The organism is Burkholderia sp. HI4860 (genome assembly GCF_002223045.2).
Classification (GTDB): Bacteria; Pseudomonadota; Gammaproteobacteria; order Burkholderiales; family Burkholderiaceae; genus Burkholderia.
Genome location: NZ_NKFO02000001.1, coordinates 148877 through 165978 on the forward strand (window position 1 = coordinate 148877; position 17102 = coordinate 165978).

The following is a 17102-nucleotide window of genomic DNA, read 5'->3' on the forward strand; positions in this document are numbered from 1 at the left end:
GCATCCGCGCGCTGCCCTTGTCCTCATGCGTCACGCGTCGTCGCGCGATCCGATCCGCTCGGCAAGCAACGCGTGCAACTGGGCGTTGCTGGCGCGCTCATCGATCACACGTCATCGAACCGCTCGACGAGCTCGGCCAGCAACGTGCGCATCCACGCATTGCCTTCGTCTTCATGAAAATGTTCGTGCCAATGCATCGTCACCGGCGCGGGCGGCAGCGTGACGGGCAGGTCATAAAGCCGGAACGCATTGTCGCGGTTCAGGATCTGCGCGAGCCGCTTCGGCAGCGTCGCATACAGATCGGTGACCGACAGCACGCTCGGCAGCGCGACGAAATGCGGCACTTCGAGCGCGATGTTGCGGCCCACGCCCTGCGCGCGCAACGCATCGTCGAGCGCGTGGTGGCTGTGCTCGACCGATTTCACGTTGATGTGCGCGGCGCGCACGAATTGCTCGAGGCTCAGCGCGGCGCCGCTCGGCACCCCGCGCCGGCGGCCCGTCATGCACACGTAGGTTTCCTCGAACAGCGTCTGGTGGCGCGTGCGCGGCATCAGCTCCGGCAGGTTGCCGATCGCGAAATCCAGCCGGCTCGCGCGCAGCGCTTCCTCGATCTCCTCCACCGGCAGCGGCTGCACGCTCAGCGTCACGCGCGGCGCGCGCTCGCGCAGCGCCTGGCAGATCGCCGGCAGGTACGCCATCTCGCCCGCGTCCGACAGCGACAGCCGGAACGTGCGCGTGCTGGTGGCCGGATCGAAGCGCTCCGCGTAGCGCAGCGCCACGCGCACCATGTCGAGCGCCTTGCCGACGATGCCCGCGAGTTCGAGCGCGACCGGGGTCGGCTGCATACCCGCGCGCGTGCGCACGAACAGCGGATCGTCGAACAGCGTGCGTAGCCGGCCGAGCGAATAGCTGACGGCCGGCTGCGACAGCGCGAGCCGCTCGCCGGCCTTCGTCAGGCTGCGTTCCTCGACGATCGCCTGGAATACGCGCAACAAATTCAGATCGAGATGATCGACCGATGTCATGACCGCCTCCATTATTTGCCGCATTTATTGATCCGCCAATTTTAGATCAATTTGACGGATATGTAGTGGGAGACGAGACTGGGTACTCGACACCGCGCGCTGCGCGGCCCGATTTCGCGACTCTTTCCCCCACACGACGATGAGCGACATTTCCTACCAGACGATCGACACCAGCGCGTTGCATGGCCTCGCGCAACCCGACCGCATCGCGCCCGCGATGTATCACGATCCCGCGCTGTTCGAAGCCGAGCTCGACCGCATCTTCTACCGCACCTGGATCTGGGTCGCGCACGAAAGCGAGCTGCCGAACCCGGGCGACTTCATCACGACGACGATCGGCCGCCAGCCGGTGATCGTCGTGCGCGACAAGACCGGCGAGATCAACGTGCTGCAGAACCGCTGCCGCCATCGCGGTGCGACCGTGTGCGAATCGCACAAGGGCAACGCGAAGGGCTTCACGTGCCCGTATCACAGCTGGTCGTACGCGCTCGACGGCACGCTGCGCGCGCTGCCGTACGGCGACGGCTACGAAGGCGTGTGCGAGAAAGGCGACCTGCCGCTCGTGAGGCTGCGCGTCGGCGTGTACCAGGGGCTGATCTTCGCGAGCTTCAACGATGCGATCGAATCGCTCGAGGATTTCCTCGGCGGCGCGAAGCCGTGGATCGACCTGTTCATGAAACAGGGCGCCGGCTACCCGATCAAGGCGAACGGCGAGCACAAGTTCAAGTTCAAGGGCAACTGGAAGATCCAGCTCGAGAACACGACCGACCTCTATCACTTCCCGGTCGTGCACAAGTCGTGGATGAAGTCGATCGACGACGAGACGGCCGCCGCGATCACGAGCTTCATGACGAGCGAGGACGCGTTCTGCCGCGGGCTCGGCAACGGCCACAGCCTCGCGGTGCTGATGCCGGAGCTGATCGACCTCGACGAAGACGACGGCGCGCCGCTGCCCGAGCGCTTCGCGCCGCTCGCGGCGACGCTCGCCGAGCGCCACACGCCGGAGGAAGTGCGCCGCATCGTGCGTTCGCTGATGGGCGTCGGCTTCAACCTGAACCTGTTCCCGAACCTCGCGCTGTCGATGGCGTTCTTCCGCGTGCTGCGGCCGATCTCCGCGAACGAAACCGAGATCCGCCACGTCGCGCTCGCGATGGACGGCGGCCCGGACGAAGCGAACCGCGAGCGGCTGCGCATCCACGAACACTTCCAGGGCCCGTTCGGTTTCGGCAGCCCCGACGACGCGGAAGCGTGGGAGCGCGTGCAACGCGGCGCGCATGCGGGCCCCGACGTGCCGATCCTCGTGAATCGCGGGCTGAACCGCGAAACGACCGCCGCGAACGGCGAAAAGACCGCGCATGCGACCGACGAGACCGGCATGCGCGAGGCCTACCAGCAATGGCGCAAGATGATGGAGCAACAATAATGGACGACCGCAACGCCCTCTTTTCCGAGCAGACCTTCGCCCGCGCGGTCGAATTCGTGTGGCGCGAAGCCGAGATGCTCGACCGCCGCGACTATCGCGCGTGGCTCGACATGTGGGACCCGGCCGGCCACTACGTGGTGCCGATCGATCCCGATACGACCGACTTCGCCGCCACGCTGAACTACGTGTTCGACGACCACGACATGCGCGAGAAGCGCGTGCAGCGGATGGTGTCCGGCTATTCGGCGTCGGCGACCGACGCGGCGCGCACGGTGCGCACCGTGTCGCGCTTCACGCTGGAAAGCGGCAGCGCCGACACCGTGGAACTGAAATCGGCGCAGGTCGTCGTCGCGTACAAGCGCGGCGTCGCGACGCTGTTCGCGGCCGACGTCACGCACAAGCTGCACGTCGATGCGGAAGGCGAGATGCGGATCGCCGAGAAGGTCGTGCGCCTGATCGATTCGACCGAAGCGCTCAGCGCGATCGGCTTCCTGCTGTAAGCGGCCGCCGGTTCGCCGTCGCCGGCGCAACGGTGAGCCGGTCACCTTCACCTTTGAGCGATCACCGGTTTGCCGTCGCCAACGCAACGGTGAGCCGGTCACCTTCACCTTTGAGCGACCACCGGTTTGCCGCCGCCAGCGCAACGGTGAGCCGGTCACCTTCACCTTTCCCGACGACCATGCCCACACTCGAAGTTTTCCTGCCGGCCGGCCATGACGACGCCCGCAAGGCCGAACTGATCGCGCGGCTGACCGGTGCGACCGTCGAATCGATCGGCGCACCGATCGATTCGGTGCGCGTGTTGCTGACCGAATTGCCGGCGACGCACATCGGCCTCGGCGGCCGCAGCGCCGCCGACGGCGCACCACCATTGCTGCCCGTGATCGTCGCGATCCTGATCGCCGGCCGCACCGACGAACAGAAGCGTGCACTAATCGCCGCGCTGTCGGAGACGAGCGCCAGCGTGCTCGACGCACCGCTGCAAGCCACCCGCGTGATGATCAAGGACATCCCGAACACCGATTTCGGCATCGGCGGGCAAACCGCACGGGCGCTCGGGCGCTGATCATGCGTTGCGCGCGTGCCTGCCCGCTCATGCACCGCGGCCGCCGGGCGGCCGCGGCATCAAGCATTCCCTTGCTAAGTTGCGTCCGCCCGAGCCTTCGTCGCGACAAGCGGCAGCGTCACGCGGCAGTCGAGCCCGCCGCCAGCGGCCGGGCTCGCAGCGATCCGGCCGCCGTGGCGCGTGACGATGCTCTTGCACAGCGACAGCCCGATTCCGTTCCCACCGGCCTTCGACGACGAGAAGCCGTCGAACAGCCGGTCGTGCGCATCGGCCGCGATACCCGGGCCGTTGTCGATCGCGCGCAACTCCGCATCTCCGCCGACGTTCGCGGTACCGAGCGTCAGCGTGCGCGGCACACGCTCGCAACCGGCGAACGCCTCGATCGCGTTGAACGCGAGATTCAGGATCACCTGCCCGATCAGCACGCGCTCGCAGCGGATCGGCAGCGGCGCGTCGGCCTGCACGATCGTGACCGTCACGCCGGCCTCCTTCGCGCGCAGCTCGATGAAATACGCGACGTCCGCGAGAATGTCGCGCAGGTCGGCGAGCGCGACGACCGGCTCGCGCTTCACGATGAACTCGCGCACGCTCTTGATGATCAGCGCCGCATGCTCGGCCTGCCGGTCCGCGCTGCGCAGCCCCCAGATCGCGTCGTCGATCGCGCCGCGCGCGTTCAGCCGCTGCACCGCGCCTTCGATGAAATTGCGCACGGCCGCGAGCGGCTGGCTCAGCTCGTGCGCGATCACGCTCGCCATCTCGCCCATCGCGTTGTAACGGCCCGCGTGTTCGAGCATGCGGGCTTCGGCGCGGCGGGCATCCTCGATCGCGACTTCGTCGCTCACGTCGCGGAACTGCACGAGCAGGCCGTCGAGATCGTCCTCGATCTCGACCTGCCGGCACAGGATGCGCAGCCAACAGGGCGAGCCGTCGCGCCGCACGATCCGGTAGCGCTGCGGCGCGGACGGATACGCGGACGGCGCATCGCGCAGCTGCGCGACGAGCCGGTCGCGGTCGGCCGCGGAGCAGTAGTCGAGCACCTCGCCGAGCGCTTCGTCGGGTGCGAGGCCGAGCACGCGGCGGCCCGACTCGCTGATGAACTGCACGCCGCCGTGCGGCGTAACGACCGCGATGCCTTCGTCGAGGTCCTGCATGAATTCGCGCAGCCGCGCCTCGTAGCGGCGCAGTTGCTGGCGCACCGCCTCTTCCGCGCTGATGTCGCGGAACTGCACCATCACGACGTCGCGCCCGCGCAGCGGCACGTAGGTGGCGGTCGCCTCGGACAGCATGTCGACGCCCGTGCGCGACCGGTAGCACCACTCGTACACCTGCGGCCCGTGGACGAGCGCGCGATCCCACGCGCTCACGGCAATCTCGCGCTGGTATTTCGGCTCGGGGCGCGTCATGTCCGGCGCCTTCAGCGGCAGCAGCTCCTCGACGGAAAAACCGAGCGCGATGCACGCGGCACGGTTCGCCCACACGATCGCCTTGGTGTGCGCGTCGTGCAGCAGCACGCAGGTCGTCAGCGCGTCGAGCAGCCGGTGGAAATCGTCTTCGTCGGGAAAACTCATGATCGGCTTCGGATGAGGCCGTGCGGCATCGCGCGGCCGGAAACCCAACATAGCACCGGCGCGCGCCGCCCGCATCTGAAGATTTCTTTAGTGCGGCACGGAACGTCACCAGTCGCGCGGCTTTTCGTCCCAATTGCTGCGCGCTTTCGGCGTTTCTAGACTGCTTGCATCGTCGTGACCACCCCGCATTCGAACCCCCATCCACCCCAGGAGACAGGCATGCCCCACGCCGCCCTTGCCCTCGATACCGCCCCGGGCGCTCGCCACGCGGCCAGCGAACCGGCCGCCCGGCTGTCGCCGCTCGACGTCGTGATCGAGACCGTCGCCGCGCGCCGCGAAGAATTCGACCGCCTGTCGCACGTGCCGCGTGACGTGATCGCGCTGTTCAAGCAGGCCGGCATCTATCGCGCGGGCACGCCGCGCCGGTTCGGCGGCGATGCGCTCGCGCCGACCGCGTTCCTCGACATGATCGAGCGGATCGCGACCGCCGACGGCTCGGCCGCGTGGGTCGCGAGCTTCGGCTCCGCGAACGTGTATCTCGCCGCGCTGCCGCTCGACACCCAGGCCGAGTTGTACGCGAGCGGCCCCGACCAGGTGTTCGCGGGCGGCCTGTTCCCGGTGCAGCCGGCCCAGCCCGCGCCGGGCGGCTGGCGCGTGAACGGCACGTGGAAATTCGCGAGCGGCTGCAAGGGAGCCGACTGGCTCGGCGTCGGCATCGCCGTGCCGGGCGCGCAGGACGCCGCGCCGAACAAGCCGCGCACGGCCGTGTTCCGGGCGGCCGACGTCGAGATCGTCGAGAACTGGAGCGTGGTCGGCATGCAGGGCACCGGCAGCCACGACCTGCGCGTGGACGACCGCTTCGTGCCTGAAGCGTGGACCTTCGTGCGCGGCGGCGAGCCGACCGTCGACGAGCCGCTGTACCGCTATCCGACCGTCGCGTACGCGGCGCAGGTGCTGGCCGTCGTGAACCTCGGCCTCGCGCGCGCGGCGCTCGACGTCGTGAACCGGATGTCGGGCGGCCGGCAGACGACGACCGGCGCACCGCGCCTCGCCGATCGCGCGTACTACCGCATCGAGCTCGCGAAGGCCGAGGCGCAACTGCGCTCGGCGCGCGCGTTCTTCTACGACGCAACCGACGGCGTGTGGCAATCGATCCTCGCCGGCAACCCGGTGACGCCCGACCAGGTCAGCCTGCTGCGGCTCGCGGCCACGCAGATCGCACGCGAAGGCGCGAGCGTCGTCGAACGCGCGTACCGGCTCGGCGGCACGGCGGCGATCTATCGCACGCATCCGCTGCAGCGGCTGCTGCGCGATGCGATGGTCGTCACGCAGCACGCGTTTCTCGGCGAAGGCAACTTCGACGGCGCCGGCGCGGTGTTCACCGGCGTCACGCCGTTCCCCGGCTATCTGTAACCTGCATCGACCGAATTGTTTTGAACGCGCATGAAGCCGACGCACCGTCGCCGGCCGGTTCATGCGCCCCACCGATTCCTCTGGAGAACCTGATATGTCCGATTCGAATCCGCTGCCGCTGCGCGTCCTGTTCTGCTGCGGCGTGTCGCAAAACTTCTTCGACCTGCCGCGCGAGAAAATCGGCGAAGTGTGGCAGGCGTACGGCGCGATGCTCGCCGCCGTCGAAGCGATGCCCGGCGTGCGCGTGCTCGGCGTGATGGACGACGATCGCCTCGTGGTCGGCCAGGCCGACGGCGCGCCGTGGACCTTCTACATCATGGCCGACGTCGCCGACTTCGACACGACCGTCGCCGTGTGCAACCTGTATCGCACGACGCCGGTCGGCGAATACAACCTGTGGCGCTACGGCAAGATCGAAGCGCGCGTCGGCCGTGCGCTGACGGTGCCGCCGGCCGCGAAGCCCGCGGCGTGAGGCGCGCGATGACCGACCTGTCCCCCGGCCTGATCGATACGCTCGCGCAGCGCGTGGCGGCGCTCGACGCCGAACGCGCGGTACGCGCGACGATCACGCGCTACATGGCGCTGTGCGACGTGCCCGAGGATGCCGGCGACGGCCCGTCGCTCGCCGCGCTGTTCACGCCCGATGCCGTGTGGGAAGGCATCGGCCCGCAGTACGCGCAAAAGTTCGGCCGCCTCGAAGGCACGGCCGCGATCGTCGCGATGCTGGGCCGCTACCTGCCGCCCAATCCGCACTTCTCGGCGAACCTGCACTTCCTCACGTCGGAGTCGATCGAAATCGGCGTCGGCAACGCAAGCGCGCGTGGCCGCTGGATCATGCTGCAGGCGTCGCGCTACGCGGACGGCTCGGCCGAACTGATCGCCGCGCGGCTGACCGTCGATTTCGCGCCGGCCGCTGACGGCGCTGCGTGGCTGATTCGCCATTTCCGCACCGAACGCGTACTCGACGGCCCGTGGCCGCTCGCCGCCGCGCCGCGGTCCTGATTCCTGCTCCTTTCCACCGCTTGCTCACGATACCGACCATGACAGGCTTCATCGACACCTTCACGCTCGGCGGCCCCGGCCCCACGATCGCGATCAAGGACACGATCGACATCGCAGGCTATCCGACCCGCGCGGCGAGCCGTGCGCTCGCCGACGCACCGCCGGCCACACAACACGCGGACGTCGTCCGCCTGCTGCTCGACGCGGGCTGGCAGATTGCCGGCAAGGCGAACATGCACGAGCTTGCGTTCGGCATGACCGGCATCAACGACTACACGGGCACGCCCGTCAATCCGCAGGACGCGGCGCGCATTCCGGGCGGCTCGTCGAGCGGTTCCGCTTCGCTCGTCGGGCTCGGCACGGTCAATGCGGCGCTCGGTACCGACACCGGCGGCTCGATTCGCGGGCCGGCGGCCTGCTGCGGCGTGGCCGGGCTGAAGCCGACGTTCGGCCGCGTATCGCGGCGCGGCGTCGCGCCCGTCGACACCACACTCGATTGCGTCGGGCCGTTCGCACGCGACATCCGAACGTTGGTTGCGGTGATGGCCGCGATCGCACCGGGCTTCGATCATGCGCAAGCCGCGGCCTCCGTGGCAGGCTGCACGGTCGCGCACGTCACGGTCGACGCCGATCCGGCCATCGCCGCCGCGCTCGACGCGGCCGTACGCGCATCGGGCCTGCACGCGCACGCGGTCGTGCTCGACGACATGCCGGCGTCGTTTGCCGCCGGGCTCACGGTGATCAACGCGGAAACGTCGCGTGCGTTCGGCCATCTCGTCGAAACCGGCAAGCTCGGCGCCGATCTCGATGCCCGATTGCGTGCGGCCGCAACGACCACGTCCGCGGCATTGCAAGAAGCCGAAGCCGTACGTGCACGCTTCACCGCACAGGTCGACGCCGCGCTCGAACACGCGGACGTGCTCGTGCTGCCGACGCTGCCCGCGCTGCCGATCACGCTGCAGCAGGCGCGCGATGGCGTATCGGTGATCGCGATGTCGTCGCTGATCCGGCCGTTCAACCTGAGCGGCCATCCGGCGCTCAGCCTGCCGCTGCCACTCGCCGGTTCGCCGCTGAAGGCCGGCCTGCAGATCGTCGGGCGCAAGGGCGCGGACGAACACGTCTGCGCGATCGCGGCACACTTCGAAACGGCACTCGCCGCATGAACCACGATGCGGGCGCGACATCGACGGATGCGCGCTCGCGAACCAGGGAAACACGCACCATGTCAGACCGAGTCGTCCTCGTCACCGGCGCCGCGCGCGGGCTCGGCGCCGTCATCGCCGAACGTTTTCATGCGGCCGGCTACCGCGTCGCGCTGGCCGATATTGCCGCCGACGCGATCCAGGCACACGCACGCGAACTCGACCCGAGCGGCGAACGCACGATCGCGCTGCCGCTCGACGTCACGTCGAAACGCGATTTCGAAGCCGCGCGCGATGCGCTCGTCGCACGCTGGGGCACGATCGACGTGCTCGTGAACAACGCGGGCGCCTCGAAGGTCGTGCCCGCGATGGAGATCACGGCCGAGCAGTTCGACCAGGTGATCGATGTAAACCTGCGCAGCGTGCTGTTCGGCTGCCAGGTGTTCGGCCAGTACTTCGCGACGCGCGGCGCGGGCCGCATCGTCAACATCGCGTCGCTCGCCGGGCAGAACGGCGGCTCGGCGACGGGCGCGCACTACGCGGCCGCGAAGGGCGGCACGCTGACGCTGACCAAGGTGTTCGCGCGCGATCTCGCCGCGCAGGGCGTGACCGTCAACGCGATCTCGCCCGGCCCGCTCGATTTGCCGATCGTGTATGAAAGCGTCGCGCCGGAGAAGCTGCGCCAGGTGCTCGCGAGCCTGCCGGGCGGCAAGCTCGGCTCGGCCGGTTTCGTGGCGGATGCCGCCGTGCTGCTCGCGTCGGGCGACGCGCATTTCGCGAACGGCGCGTGCTGGGACATCAACGGCGGGTTGTACATGCGCTGAGCGGCGCGCATTGCGTGCGGCGCCTCGCCGAAGCCGCGGCGAGCCCCTATCGCGACGCTTCCCCGTCGTCGCCCCACACGACCATCACGTCGCGCACGAGCGCGGCGATCGACGTCGCGCCGAGCTTCTCCTTGATGCTCGCGCGATGCACGTCGACGGTCTTCACGCTGATCGACAGGTCCGACGCGATCTGCTTGCTGCCCTTGCCGTCCACCACGCCGCGCAGCACTTCCTTCTCGCGCGCGGTCAACGCATCGAGCCGCTGGCGCAGCTCGCGGTGACGCTGGCTCACCGCATGCCGCTGCTGCGCGAGCCGCAGCGCGCGTTGCACGCGCTCGAGCATCTGTTGCGAGTTGTACGGTTTCTCGACGAAATCGATCGCGCCGTTCTGCAGCGCGCGCACGGACATCGGGATATCGCCGTGCCCGCTGACGAAGATCACCGGCAGCGTCGCGCCGCGCGCGTTCAGTTCCGCCTGCACGTCGAAGCCGCTCTTCTCCGGCATCCGCACGTCGAGCACCAGGCATGCAGGGAGGTTCACGTCGAAGCGCGCGAGAAAATCGGCGGCGTTCGCGAACCCTTCGGACGCGATGCCGACCGATTCGAGCAGCCACGCGAGCGAGCTCCGCATGCCGTTGTCGTCGTCGACGATGTATACGATCGGTGCGGGTGACGTCATCGCGGGTGTCTCACTGAATATCGGTATCGGTATCGCACGCGCCGCATACGGGGCCGGGTGCCGGCGCGTCGCGCGCGTCGTTCGCTGGGGGTGTGCGGCACATCATAACGAGCCGAAAACCCGCTGAAAACCCCTTCACGGGCCGCACGAACGCACATTCTCGTTTTTTTTCGCGCGGGGTGCCGCGCATCTAGGTAGAACCTTTAGACGCGTTGGCGAGAACGCCATCTCCATCGTCAATCGTGCGAATGGTCGCCGGCATTTTCGCGTCGTACGCTTGGGTCATCGTCGGCGAACCGGCGCTGCACCGGTAGCGCCAAGCGATCGCCGCTTTCGTCCAACCAGGAGCGCCCATGTCTTCCACGACCGATATCCAGCGACCGGCACGCGTCGAGCCGAGCGACGCGCAGAAGGCCTTCCGGCAAGCGATGGCCCACCTCGGCGCGGCCGTCAACGTGATCACCACCGCCGGGCCGCACGGCCGCTGCGGCATCACCGCGAGCGCCGTGTGCTCCGTCACCGACACGCCGCCGACGCTGCTCGTGTGTCTCAACCGGTCGAGCGCGATGCGGGCGACGTTCGAACGCAACCGCCACGTCTGCATCAACGTGCTGCCGGCCGAACACGAGCAACTCGCGCGGCATTTCGCGGGGCTCACCGACCTGCCGATGGAACGGCGCTTCGACCTGCCCGTGTGGGATCGCGGCGAACAGGACGTGCCCGTGCTGCGCGACGCGCTCGCGAGCCTGCAGGGCACGATCGCCGACATGAAGGAAGTCGGCTCGCATTCGGTGATGTTCATCGAGGCGACGTCGATCCGCGTGCGCGACGACGGCGACAGCCTGATCTACTTCAGCCGTGCGTTTCATCGCGTGTCGCGCACGGCGTGCGTGCGGTGAATGGCACGTTCAGCGGATGATTACTCGGCGGCCCGCAACGCGCGCTGACTGGCCGCGAGCGCGGCGCCCGCGAACAGCGTCAGCGCCGAATACACGAGTCCGCGCGCGAGCCCCGCGCTATCCGACACCCAGCCGATCGCGACCGGCCCGGCGATCTGCCCGAACGCGAAGACCGTCGTGAACGCGCTGATCCCCTTCGCCCAGCCGTGCGGCGGCAGGTTGTGGCGCACGAAGGCCGTCGTCGATGCGACGGCCGACAGGAACGTCGCGCCGAACAGCACGCCCGACGCGAACGCGGCCACCGGATGCACGAACATCGCCGGCATCAGCGTCGCGATGCCGAGCAGCGCGTTGAGCACGGCGAGCGCCTGGCCGCCGCGCATCCGGTCGAGCAGCCCCGACCACAGCCGCGCCGACACGACGGTCGCCACGCCGAGCATCACGTAGAACGCGGCGACCACCGTGCCGCTCATCCCCGCGCCGCGCAGCAGCGCGACGATGAACGTCATGTAGCCGATGTAACCGACGCCGAACAGGCCGTAGCCGGCCAGCGCGAGCGCGAAGCGCGCGGGGCTCGCGGTCGCGGCCGGCGCTGCACCGCCGCGCGGCGCTGTCGGTGCCGCGTGCATGCGCTCGATGCGCCGCGCGGCCGACACGGCCACCACCGAGAACAGCACGCATGCGAACGCGAGCGCGAACCACGCGGGTTGCCAGCCGTGTACGCCGTGTGAAAGCGTCGCCGGCACGAGCAGTGACGATGCGACGATGCCCCACCCGGTGCCACCGTAGTAGAGGCCGAGCAGCAAGCCCGCATCGCGTGGCGACGCCGATGCGAGCCGCGCGGCCAGCACGCCGCCGCTGATGAAGATCAGCGCGCTGCCGACGCCGGTCGCGAGCCGCTGCACGAGCAGCGCATGCATGCCGGACGTGAGCCCACATGCGGCCATCAACAGCGCAGTCAGCACGCATCCGGCCGCCAGCAGCGAGCCGGCTCTCCAGCGCCGCGACAGCCACGGAAACGCGAGCGCTCCGACCAGGTAGCCGGCCGCGTTCGCCGTGTTCAGCGCGCCGGCCTGCGCGAACGTCCAGCCGAGATCGGCCTTCATCGGCGGCAGCAGCAGCGCATACGAAAAGCGCGCGAGGCCGAGCGCGATCGCGCTGCCGAGCGACAGGCAGATCGCGAGCCGCCACGCGGCGATGCGATCGGGGTCACGTTCGGGGAAGGTGCTGGTCGCGCCGGTGCCAGGCCGCGACGGGCCGGCCTGCTCCGGTTGCGGCGCTGCGCGCATCGCGTGTCTCCTTGGTCGTTCGAAGCCGCGGCCAGTCGTGACGGCGGCACCGGTGTTCCGCACGCGTCCATCCCGACTGTCGAGGCTTCCGATTCTGTCGGAAGATCATACTTGAGCCGTCGCGGGCCGGCATGCGTTGGCGGCAGGAACCCGGCCACCGCAGCCGGATCGTCCACGCATTGCCCGCCGCAAGCCGTCGCGAAAGTACGTCGGCCGCCTGCCCGCGCTACCCCCGCAATCCCGCCATGAAAGCCGTGAACAACGCGCGTCCCTCGGGCCATTCCGCCAATCCCGCTTCCGTATTCAGATGGCCGCGCGGGCCGAGCAGCAACGGCGTCGCGCCGCGCGCTTTCGCCCACGCCATGCCGCGCCCGGACGGGTCGTACCCATCGTCCGAACTGGCGATCGCCAGCACCGGCAAGCCGCCGAAATCGCCGTCCGGCACATCCGCGAACGCACGGGCCGCAGCCGGAAAACGCGGGCCGCCCGGATCGGGCACCGCCACGAGCCACGCACCGCGCACGACGCGCGCCGACGCCGCCCGCCAATGCGCGAACAGCAGGCACCCCAGCGAATGACAGATCACCACCGGCGGCGACGCGGCTTGCGCAACGGCTTCATCGAGCGCCGCCATCCAGTCGCGCAGGTCAGGCGCATCCCATGACGCCGGCGCGATGCGCACGGCGCCCGGCAGCGCAGCCTCCCAGTAGCTCTGCCAATGATCCGGTCCCGAGTTGCCGATCCCCGGCACGATCACGATCGTCTGGTCCATCTCCGTCTCCATGAATAAGCGAGCTCGCAGTCTGGCCTGCCGGAAACCGGCCGGGAATGGCAAATCATCGGATATTGAGACAATATGCCGATGAATTAACGGAGCGGAAAAGCGGACATGTCGAACGGAGAGCTCGATCGCCTGGATCTGTCGATCCTCGAGGCGCTGCAGGAAAATGCACGGATGCCGCTGTCGGAAGTGGGCCGCCGCATCGGCCTGTCGCAGCCGGCCACGTCGGAGCGCGTCAAGCGGCTGGAAGAGCGCGGCATCATCTCGGGCTACGGCGCGCGGATCGATCCGGCTGCGCTCGGGTTGGGGATGATGGCCATCATCCGGTTGAAAACCACGCATGAACACATCAAGCCTGCGCTGCGCGCGTTCGCCGAGATGCCGCACGTCATCGAGGTCCACCGGATGACCGGCGAGGATTGCTTCTTGCTGAAGGTCCTGGTGCCGACACCGGGACAACTCGAAACCATCATCGATGCGATCGCCCGCTTCGGCGCGGTCACGACGTCGCTGGTGCTGCGCTCCGAGCCGGCCAAGCCGCTCGGCAAGGCGCTGCTCGGTTGACACGCGCAGCGGGCCGCTGACGCGCCGCCGATGACCGGCGACGCGTTCGCGCGCACGCAGGGTTGCGGCGATTGAATTCCCAATGAAAAATCGCCGAATGCAATACAACGCTCGGAATTCCCGTCATTGAAAAAATGACATCGAATCCGTCATTCGCTTTATCCGTGTTTTACGTCACGCGCCCCGCCAATCCCCCGTGTTTAGCACGCTTCGGCTAAAAACCTTGCAACGCATTGCATTCGCAAATTCGTCAGACTAATATCAACGCCACTCGTCGCGCATTCACGAAATGCGTGATGAGGAGTGGCAACTTTTTTGCCGCGCTTTCATGTTGAATCACTCATGTTCACCACAGGAGAATTGACATGCAGGACACTCAGCAGATCGAATTGCTTGACTGGATGCAGGAAGACACGCACCCCGAGGCCGTCGACATGATGGTCGAGGACGCCGTAGTGCCGTTCGGCACCGCGCTCTGGCCGGTCTGAGCGGGCCACCCGTTCTTGCGGAAGGGCCGCGGCCCTTCCGCCGCTTCCGGAGACACGCATGCTGAACCTGCATCGCGCGCTGGGCTTCCACCCTGCGCTGCGCGACAAGCTGGCGCGCGGCGAGTCGGGAAAACTGCTGGTCGGCCATGACACCCGCAACCGCGACATCGCGTTGCGCGCGTTTTCCGCCCTCCCCGATTCGCTCGACGCGACCACGCTCTGCCTCGAAAGCACCCCACCCGCCGATATCGCCGCCGCGCTCGATCGCGCCGATCTGTTCGTGCTGCTGTACGACTCGTCGTGCCTGCCGACGCCGTCGCCGAGCGGGCCGCCGTTCCTCGCCGCGATCCGCCCCGCGATCGTCGAGCACTGGAGCAAGTCGGTGCTGTTCAAGGATTACGGCCCGCATCTCGACGAGGCGTTCGCCGAATCGCTCGACGACATCGCCGCACGCAACGGCCGGCTGATCGACGCAGCCGCACGCGCATCACAGATCCGCTTCATCGATGAAGCCGGCAACACGCTGACGGGCTCGCTCGCGCCGGACCAGAAATGGACGAGCGTAGACGGCATGGGCAACCTCGACGTCGTGCCCGGCGAGATCGCGACGCACGTCACCGACCTCAACGGCACGGTCGTCTTCAGCGGCACGTTTCTCGGCACCGTGCCGTTCGCGATCAAGTACAAGGTGGCCGAGCAACTGGCTACGCTGCGCGTCGAGAACAGTACGATCGTCGGGTTCGATACGGATAACGAAGGTTTTCGGCGCGACTTCTCGACCTATCTCGACCGGCATCGGAATCACCGGCGGATCGAGGAATTCGGCATCGGCACGAACCTCGGGATTCGCGGGCTGTACGGCCGCAACGCGGGGTTCGAGGAACGCCATCCGGGCCTGCACCTCGGGCTCGGCGGCGGCGAAAACGGCAGCCACCATCTCGACCTGATCTTCGCGCGCGGCACGCTCGCGCTCGACGAGCGGATCGTGTTCGACGGCGCGTTCGCCGTCTGACGATACGGCTGCGTGCTCAGGCTTCGGCGGCCGCCGGGTCGCCGAGCCACTTGACCATCACGAGGCTGTCGACGAAACCGAGCCGCGCGTGGCGATACGCACGCGGCAGGCGGCCGACGATTTCAAATCCCAGCTTCTGCCACAGCGCGACCGCCACTTCGTTGGTCGACACCACCGAGTTGAACTGCATCGCGAGGAAACCGCGCTCGCGTGCGACCTGCTGCGAGTGCTCGCACATCAGGCGCGCGACGCCGCGGCCGCGCGCGGCCTCGCTCACCATGTAGCCGCAGTTGCTCACGTGATTGCCGGGGCCGCCGGCGTTCGCCTTCAGGTAGTACGAGCCCAGGAGCACGCCGTCCTCTTCGGCGATCCACGTGCACAGCGGCGCATCGAGCCACAGTGCGCGCGCCGCTTCCTGGGTCGGCGTCGCATCGAATGCATAGGTTTCCTGAGCGGCGACGATCGCGCGATAAGTCGGCCAGAAGCGCGGGAAATCGTCGTCGGTCATCGGGCGAATCGCGATCATGCGGAGTCTCTCGTGATGGGAATGTCGGCAGGCATGCCAGCGATCGTACCGTGATTCAGGAACGGCTGCCGTCCCGTTGCGCCGCGCTGCGATACGCGCCCGGCGGCACGCCGTACCAGCGCTTGAACGCCTGCGAGAAGCTCGACAGGTCGCTGAAGCCGAGCCGCTCCGCGACTTCCGCGAGCGACAGCCGCGCGTCGCCGAGCAGCGTCTCGGCCATCGCGCCACGCGCCTGCGCGAGCAGTGCGCGGAACGTCGTACCCTCCTCCTGCAACCGGCGCTTGAGCGTGCGCGGGCTCGTGTTCATCAGCCGCGCCATGTCCTCGAGCGAGAACGGCGCGGGGCCGGGCGTCGCGCTCAAATACTGGCGCACCATCTCCGACGTGCCCACGCGCGCACGCCGCGCTTCGAGCAGCTGGCCGCACATCTGCTCGCACATCGACACCGTCAGTGGATTCGCGTGCGGCAGCAGCCGGTCGAGAAACGCGCGGTCGAAAGCGAGGCTGTTCGCGCGCGCCGAGAACGCGGGTTCGACGCCGGCGATGCGCGGCACCGGCATGGCAGGCGTGCGCGCCGCCTGCACGGTGAAGCGCGACAACGCGAATGTGTCGTCGCCGATTTCCTGCAGCAGCACCGCCGCGGCCGTCATGTCGCGCTCGACGAGAAACCGGCTCAGCGTGCCATCGAGTTCCGGCGCGCCGAAATTGAGCATGCACGTGCCGCCTTCCTCGCGATACGTGATCACCGTGAACGCATAAGTGAGCGGCAGGAAGCGCAGCGCCAGCGCGAGCGCGTCGCGTGCGCTCGCGCTGGCGATCAGCCCATAGCCCCACACGCCGTACGCGGAGAAGTGATAGCGCTGGCCGACCTCGAACCCGAGGCCCGGCGCACGCCCGAGCGCGCGCAGCAGGTTGCCGGTCAGCCGCAGTTCCTGCGCGGCCGTCACCTCGACCTTCGGATCGTCGAGCTGCGCGTTGGCGAGCCCGGTGCCGGCCAGGAGCGTCGTGTGCGGCACGCCGCGTTCGTCGCCGAAATCGACCAGCAGCCGGGCGCTGGCCGGACTCCGGGTGAAATCCCAGAAGCTCATGCGGAGAAACCCTCGAAGCGCCGATTTGGCCCAAATACTAAAACAATTGTCCCGAAGCAGCATTGGTGTTTTCCCATGCGGCCAGCACCATCGGCGTCATCCAGTCGTCATCCGAACGACGCCATCGCCCCCCGGAGGAGACACCATGCGACCGAATCGCCCGACCGATCCCGCAGCTCGCTTCGCATACCGGCGCGACGCCTTCGTCGCGTTTGCCGCGTTTGCCGCGTTTGCCAGCCGCCCCGCGCCGCCGCTCGCGCCCCGCCTGCCGCACGCCGGCCGCCCGGGCACGCTGCCGCGCCTCGCTTGATCCA

The 17102-nt window shown here is 68.4% G+C and carries 20 protein-coding genes; 13 read left to right on the forward strand and 7 right to left on the reverse strand.

Features of this window, described 5'->3' with window-relative positions; all coding sequences use genetic code 11:
* Nucleotides 1-104: 104 nt before the first annotated feature.
* Nucleotides 105-1025, reverse strand: a complete 921-nt coding sequence (locus CFB34_RS00695) for a LysR family transcriptional regulator (protein WP_089443179.1) — start codon at nt 1023-1025, stop codon at nt 105-107.
* A gap of 139 nt (nt 1026-1164) precedes the next feature.
* Between CFB34_RS00695 and CFB34_RS00700 the strand changes: the two genes are divergently transcribed.
* From CFB34_RS00700 to CFB34_RS00710, 3 genes are all read left to right on the forward strand, one after another.
* The gene (locus CFB34_RS00700; protein WP_089443180.1) at nt 1165-2448 is read left to right on the forward strand and encodes an aromatic ring-hydroxylating dioxygenase subunit alpha; all 1284 of its coding nucleotides are present in this window, start codon (nt 1165-1167) and stop codon (nt 2446-2448) included.
* A complete protein-coding gene (locus tag CFB34_RS00705) occupies nt 2445-2948 on the forward strand; it encodes an aromatic-ring-hydroxylating dioxygenase subunit beta (protein WP_089443385.1) in 504 nt (167 codons plus the stop codon). Before CFB34_RS00700 ends, CFB34_RS00705 begins: the two co-directional genes overlap by 4 nt.
* 179 nt (nt 2949-3127) lie before the next feature.
* Nucleotides 3128-3514: a tautomerase family protein gene (locus CFB34_RS00710; protein WP_089443181.1), complete on the forward strand. Its 387-nt coding sequence runs from the start codon at nt 3128-3130 to the stop codon at nt 3512-3514.
* A 74-nt stretch (nt 3515-3588) separates the two neighbouring features.
* Here CFB34_RS00710 and CFB34_RS00715 read toward each other — a convergent pair whose 3' ends face one another.
* The gene (locus CFB34_RS00715) at nt 3589-5157 is read right to left on the reverse strand and encodes an ATP-binding protein (RefSeq protein ID WP_089443182.1); all 1569 of its coding nucleotides are present in this window, start codon (nt 5155-5157) and stop codon (nt 3589-3591) included.
* A 144-nt stretch (nt 5158-5301) separates the two neighbouring features.
* Here CFB34_RS00715 and CFB34_RS00720 point away from each other — a divergent pair, with 144 nt between their 5' ends.
* The 5 genes from CFB34_RS00720 (at nt 5302) to CFB34_RS00740 (ending at nt 9463) form a co-directional block, all read left to right on the forward strand.
* Nucleotides 5302-6495, forward strand: a complete 1194-nt coding sequence (locus tag CFB34_RS00720) for an acyl-CoA dehydrogenase family protein (RefSeq protein ID WP_089443183.1) — start codon at nt 5302-5304, stop codon at nt 6493-6495.
* A 94-nt stretch (nt 6496-6589) separates the two neighbouring features.
* Nucleotides 6590-6967 carry a hypothetical protein gene (locus CFB34_RS00725; protein ID WP_011356094.1) on the forward strand — a complete coding sequence of 126 codons (378 nt, stop codon included), beginning with the start codon at nt 6590-6592 and terminating at the stop codon, nt 6965-6967.
* A gap of 8 nt (nt 6968-6975) precedes the next feature.
* On the forward strand, nt 6976-7497 hold the full coding sequence (locus CFB34_RS00730; protein WP_089443184.1) for a nuclear transport factor 2 family protein: 522 nt from the start codon (nt 6976-6978) through the stop codon (nt 7495-7497).
* 38 nt (nt 7498-7535) lie between these two features.
* A complete protein-coding gene (locus CFB34_RS00735) occupies nt 7536-8660 on the forward strand; it encodes an amidase (RefSeq protein ID WP_089443185.1) in 1125 nt (374 codons plus the stop codon).
* A 59-nt stretch (nt 8661-8719) separates the two neighbouring features.
* The gene (locus tag CFB34_RS00740) at nt 8720-9463 is read left to right on the forward strand and encodes an SDR family oxidoreductase (RefSeq protein ID WP_089443186.1); all 744 of its coding nucleotides are present in this window, start codon (nt 8720-8722) and stop codon (nt 9461-9463) included.
* A 46-nt stretch (nt 9464-9509) separates the two neighbouring features.
* Here the strand turns inward: CFB34_RS00740 and CFB34_RS00745 are convergent, their stop codons facing one another.
* Entirely contained in the window at nt 9510-10142 is a 633-nt protein-coding gene (locus CFB34_RS00745) for a response regulator (RefSeq protein ID WP_089443187.1), read from the reverse strand.
* Between the two features lie 353 nt (nt 10143-10495).
* Between CFB34_RS00745 and hpaC the strand changes: the two genes are divergently transcribed.
* Entirely contained in the window at nt 10496-11041 is a 546-nt protein-coding gene (hpaC, locus tag CFB34_RS00750; protein ID WP_069252858.1) for a 4-hydroxyphenylacetate 3-monooxygenase, reductase component, read from the forward strand.
* A gap of 20 nt (nt 11042-11061) precedes the next feature.
* On the opposite strand, the gene CFB34_RS00755 is transcribed toward hpaC, so the two are convergent.
* Nucleotides 11062-12330 (reverse strand): YbfB/YjiJ family MFS transporter, encoded by a 1269-nt coding sequence (locus CFB34_RS00755; RefSeq protein WP_089443188.1) that lies wholly within the window; start codon nt 12328-12330, stop codon nt 11062-11064.
* A gap of 226 nt (nt 12331-12556) precedes the next feature.
* The gene (locus CFB34_RS00760) at nt 12557-13102 is read right to left on the reverse strand and encodes an alpha/beta hydrolase (protein WP_089443189.1); all 546 of its coding nucleotides are present in this window, start codon (nt 13100-13102) and stop codon (nt 12557-12559) included.
* Between the two features lie 117 nt (nt 13103-13219).
* Between CFB34_RS00760 and CFB34_RS00765 the strand changes: the two genes are divergently transcribed.
* From CFB34_RS00765 to CFB34_RS00770, 3 genes are all read left to right on the forward strand, one after another.
* Nucleotides 13220-13675 carry an Lrp/AsnC family transcriptional regulator gene (locus tag CFB34_RS00765; RefSeq protein ID WP_089443190.1) on the forward strand — a complete coding sequence of 152 codons (456 nt, stop codon included), beginning with the start codon at nt 13220-13222 and terminating at the stop codon, nt 13673-13675.
* A gap of 365 nt (nt 13676-14040) precedes the next feature.
* Nucleotides 14041-14163, forward strand: coding sequence for a hypothetical protein (locus CFB34_RS38985; RefSeq protein ID WP_006766865.1), 123 nt, complete (start codon nt 14041-14043; stop codon nt 14161-14163).
* Between the two features lie 58 nt (nt 14164-14221).
* Nucleotides 14222-15175 (forward strand): leucyl aminopeptidase, encoded by a 954-nt coding sequence (locus CFB34_RS00770; RefSeq protein WP_089443191.1) that lies wholly within the window; start codon nt 14222-14224, stop codon nt 15173-15175.
* 16 nt (nt 15176-15191) lie between these two features.
* On the opposite strand, the gene CFB34_RS00775 is transcribed toward CFB34_RS00770, so the two are convergent.
* Both CFB34_RS00775 and CFB34_RS00780 read right to left on the reverse strand, forming a co-directional pair.
* Nucleotides 15192-15701: an N-acetyltransferase gene (locus CFB34_RS00775; RefSeq protein WP_089443192.1), complete on the reverse strand. Its 510-nt coding sequence runs from the start codon at nt 15699-15701 to the stop codon at nt 15192-15194.
* 55 nt (nt 15702-15756) lie between these two features.
* Nucleotides 15757-16788, reverse strand: a complete 1032-nt coding sequence (locus CFB34_RS00780) for an AraC family transcriptional regulator (protein ID WP_089443193.1) — start codon at nt 16786-16788, stop codon at nt 15757-15759.
* A 145-nt stretch (nt 16789-16933) separates the two neighbouring features.
* On the opposite strand from CFB34_RS00780, the gene CFB34_RS00785 reads away from it, so the two are divergent.
* Entirely contained in the window at nt 16934-17098 is a 165-nt protein-coding gene (locus tag CFB34_RS00785; RefSeq protein ID WP_179243704.1) for a hypothetical protein, read from the forward strand.
* The last annotated feature ends 4 nt before the right edge of the window (nt 17099-17102 follow it).

Bases quoted from the DNA above. Each gene is read 5' to 3' on its own strand.
- CFB34_RS00765 (WP_089443190.1), top strand. From the start codon at position 13,220: ATGTCGAACGGAGAGCTCGATCGCCTGGATCTGTCGATCCTCGAGGCG.
- CFB34_RS00745 (WP_089443187.1), bottom strand. From the start codon at position 10,142: ATGACGTCACCCGCACCGATCGTATACATCGTCGACGACGACAACGGC.
- CFB34_RS00770 (WP_089443191.1), top strand. From the start codon at position 14,222: ATGCTGAACCTGCATCGCGCGCTGGGCTTCCACCCTGCGCTGCGCGAC.
- CFB34_RS00695 (WP_089443179.1), bottom strand. From the start codon at position 1,025: ATGACATCGGTCGATCATCTCGATCTGAATTTGTTGCGCGTATTCCAG.
- CFB34_RS00785 (WP_179243704.1), top strand. From the start codon at position 16,934: ATGCGACCGAATCGCCCGACCGATCCCGCAGCTCGCTTCGCATACCGG.
- CFB34_RS00760 (WP_089443189.1), bottom strand. From the start codon at position 13,102: ATGGACCAGACGATCGTGATCGTGCCGGGGATCGGCAACTCGGGACCG.
- CFB34_RS00715 (WP_089443182.1), bottom strand. From the start codon at position 5,157: ATGCGGGCGGCGCGCGCCGGTGCTATGTTGGGTTTCCGGCCGCGCGAT.
- CFB34_RS00740 (WP_089443186.1), top strand. From the start codon at position 8,720: ATGTCAGACCGAGTCGTCCTCGTCACCGGCGCCGCGCGCGGGCTCGGC.
- CFB34_RS38985 (WP_006766865.1), top strand. From the start codon at position 14,041: ATGCAGGACACTCAGCAGATCGAATTGCTTGACTGGATGCAGGAAGAC.
- CFB34_RS00780 (WP_089443193.1), bottom strand. From the start codon at position 16,788: ATGAGCTTCTGGGATTTCACCCGGAGTCCGGCCAGCGCCCGGCTGCTG.
- CFB34_RS00720 (WP_089443183.1), top strand. From the start codon at position 5,302: ATGCCCCACGCCGCCCTTGCCCTCGATACCGCCCCGGGCGCTCGCCAC.
- CFB34_RS00775 (WP_089443192.1), bottom strand. From the start codon at position 15,701: ATGATCGCGATTCGCCCGATGACCGACGACGATTTCCCGCGCTTCTGG.
- CFB34_RS00710 (WP_089443181.1), top strand. From the start codon at position 3,128: ATGCCCACACTCGAAGTTTTCCTGCCGGCCGGCCATGACGACGCCCGC.
- CFB34_RS00730 (WP_089443184.1), top strand. From the start codon at position 6,976: ATGACCGACCTGTCCCCCGGCCTGATCGATACGCTCGCGCAGCGCGTG.
- CFB34_RS00755 (WP_089443188.1), bottom strand. From the start codon at position 12,330: ATGCGCGCAGCGCCGCAACCGGAGCAGGCCGGCCCGTCGCGGCCTGGC.
- CFB34_RS00725 (WP_011356094.1), top strand. From the start codon at position 6,590: ATGTCCGATTCGAATCCGCTGCCGCTGCGCGTCCTGTTCTGCTGCGGC.
- CFB34_RS00735 (WP_089443185.1), top strand. From the start codon at position 7,536: ATGACAGGCTTCATCGACACCTTCACGCTCGGCGGCCCCGGCCCCACG.
- CFB34_RS00700 (WP_089443180.1), top strand. From the start codon at position 1,165: ATGAGCGACATTTCCTACCAGACGATCGACACCAGCGCGTTGCATGGC.
- hpaC (WP_069252858.1), top strand. From the start codon at position 10,496: ATGTCTTCCACGACCGATATCCAGCGACCGGCACGCGTCGAGCCGAGC.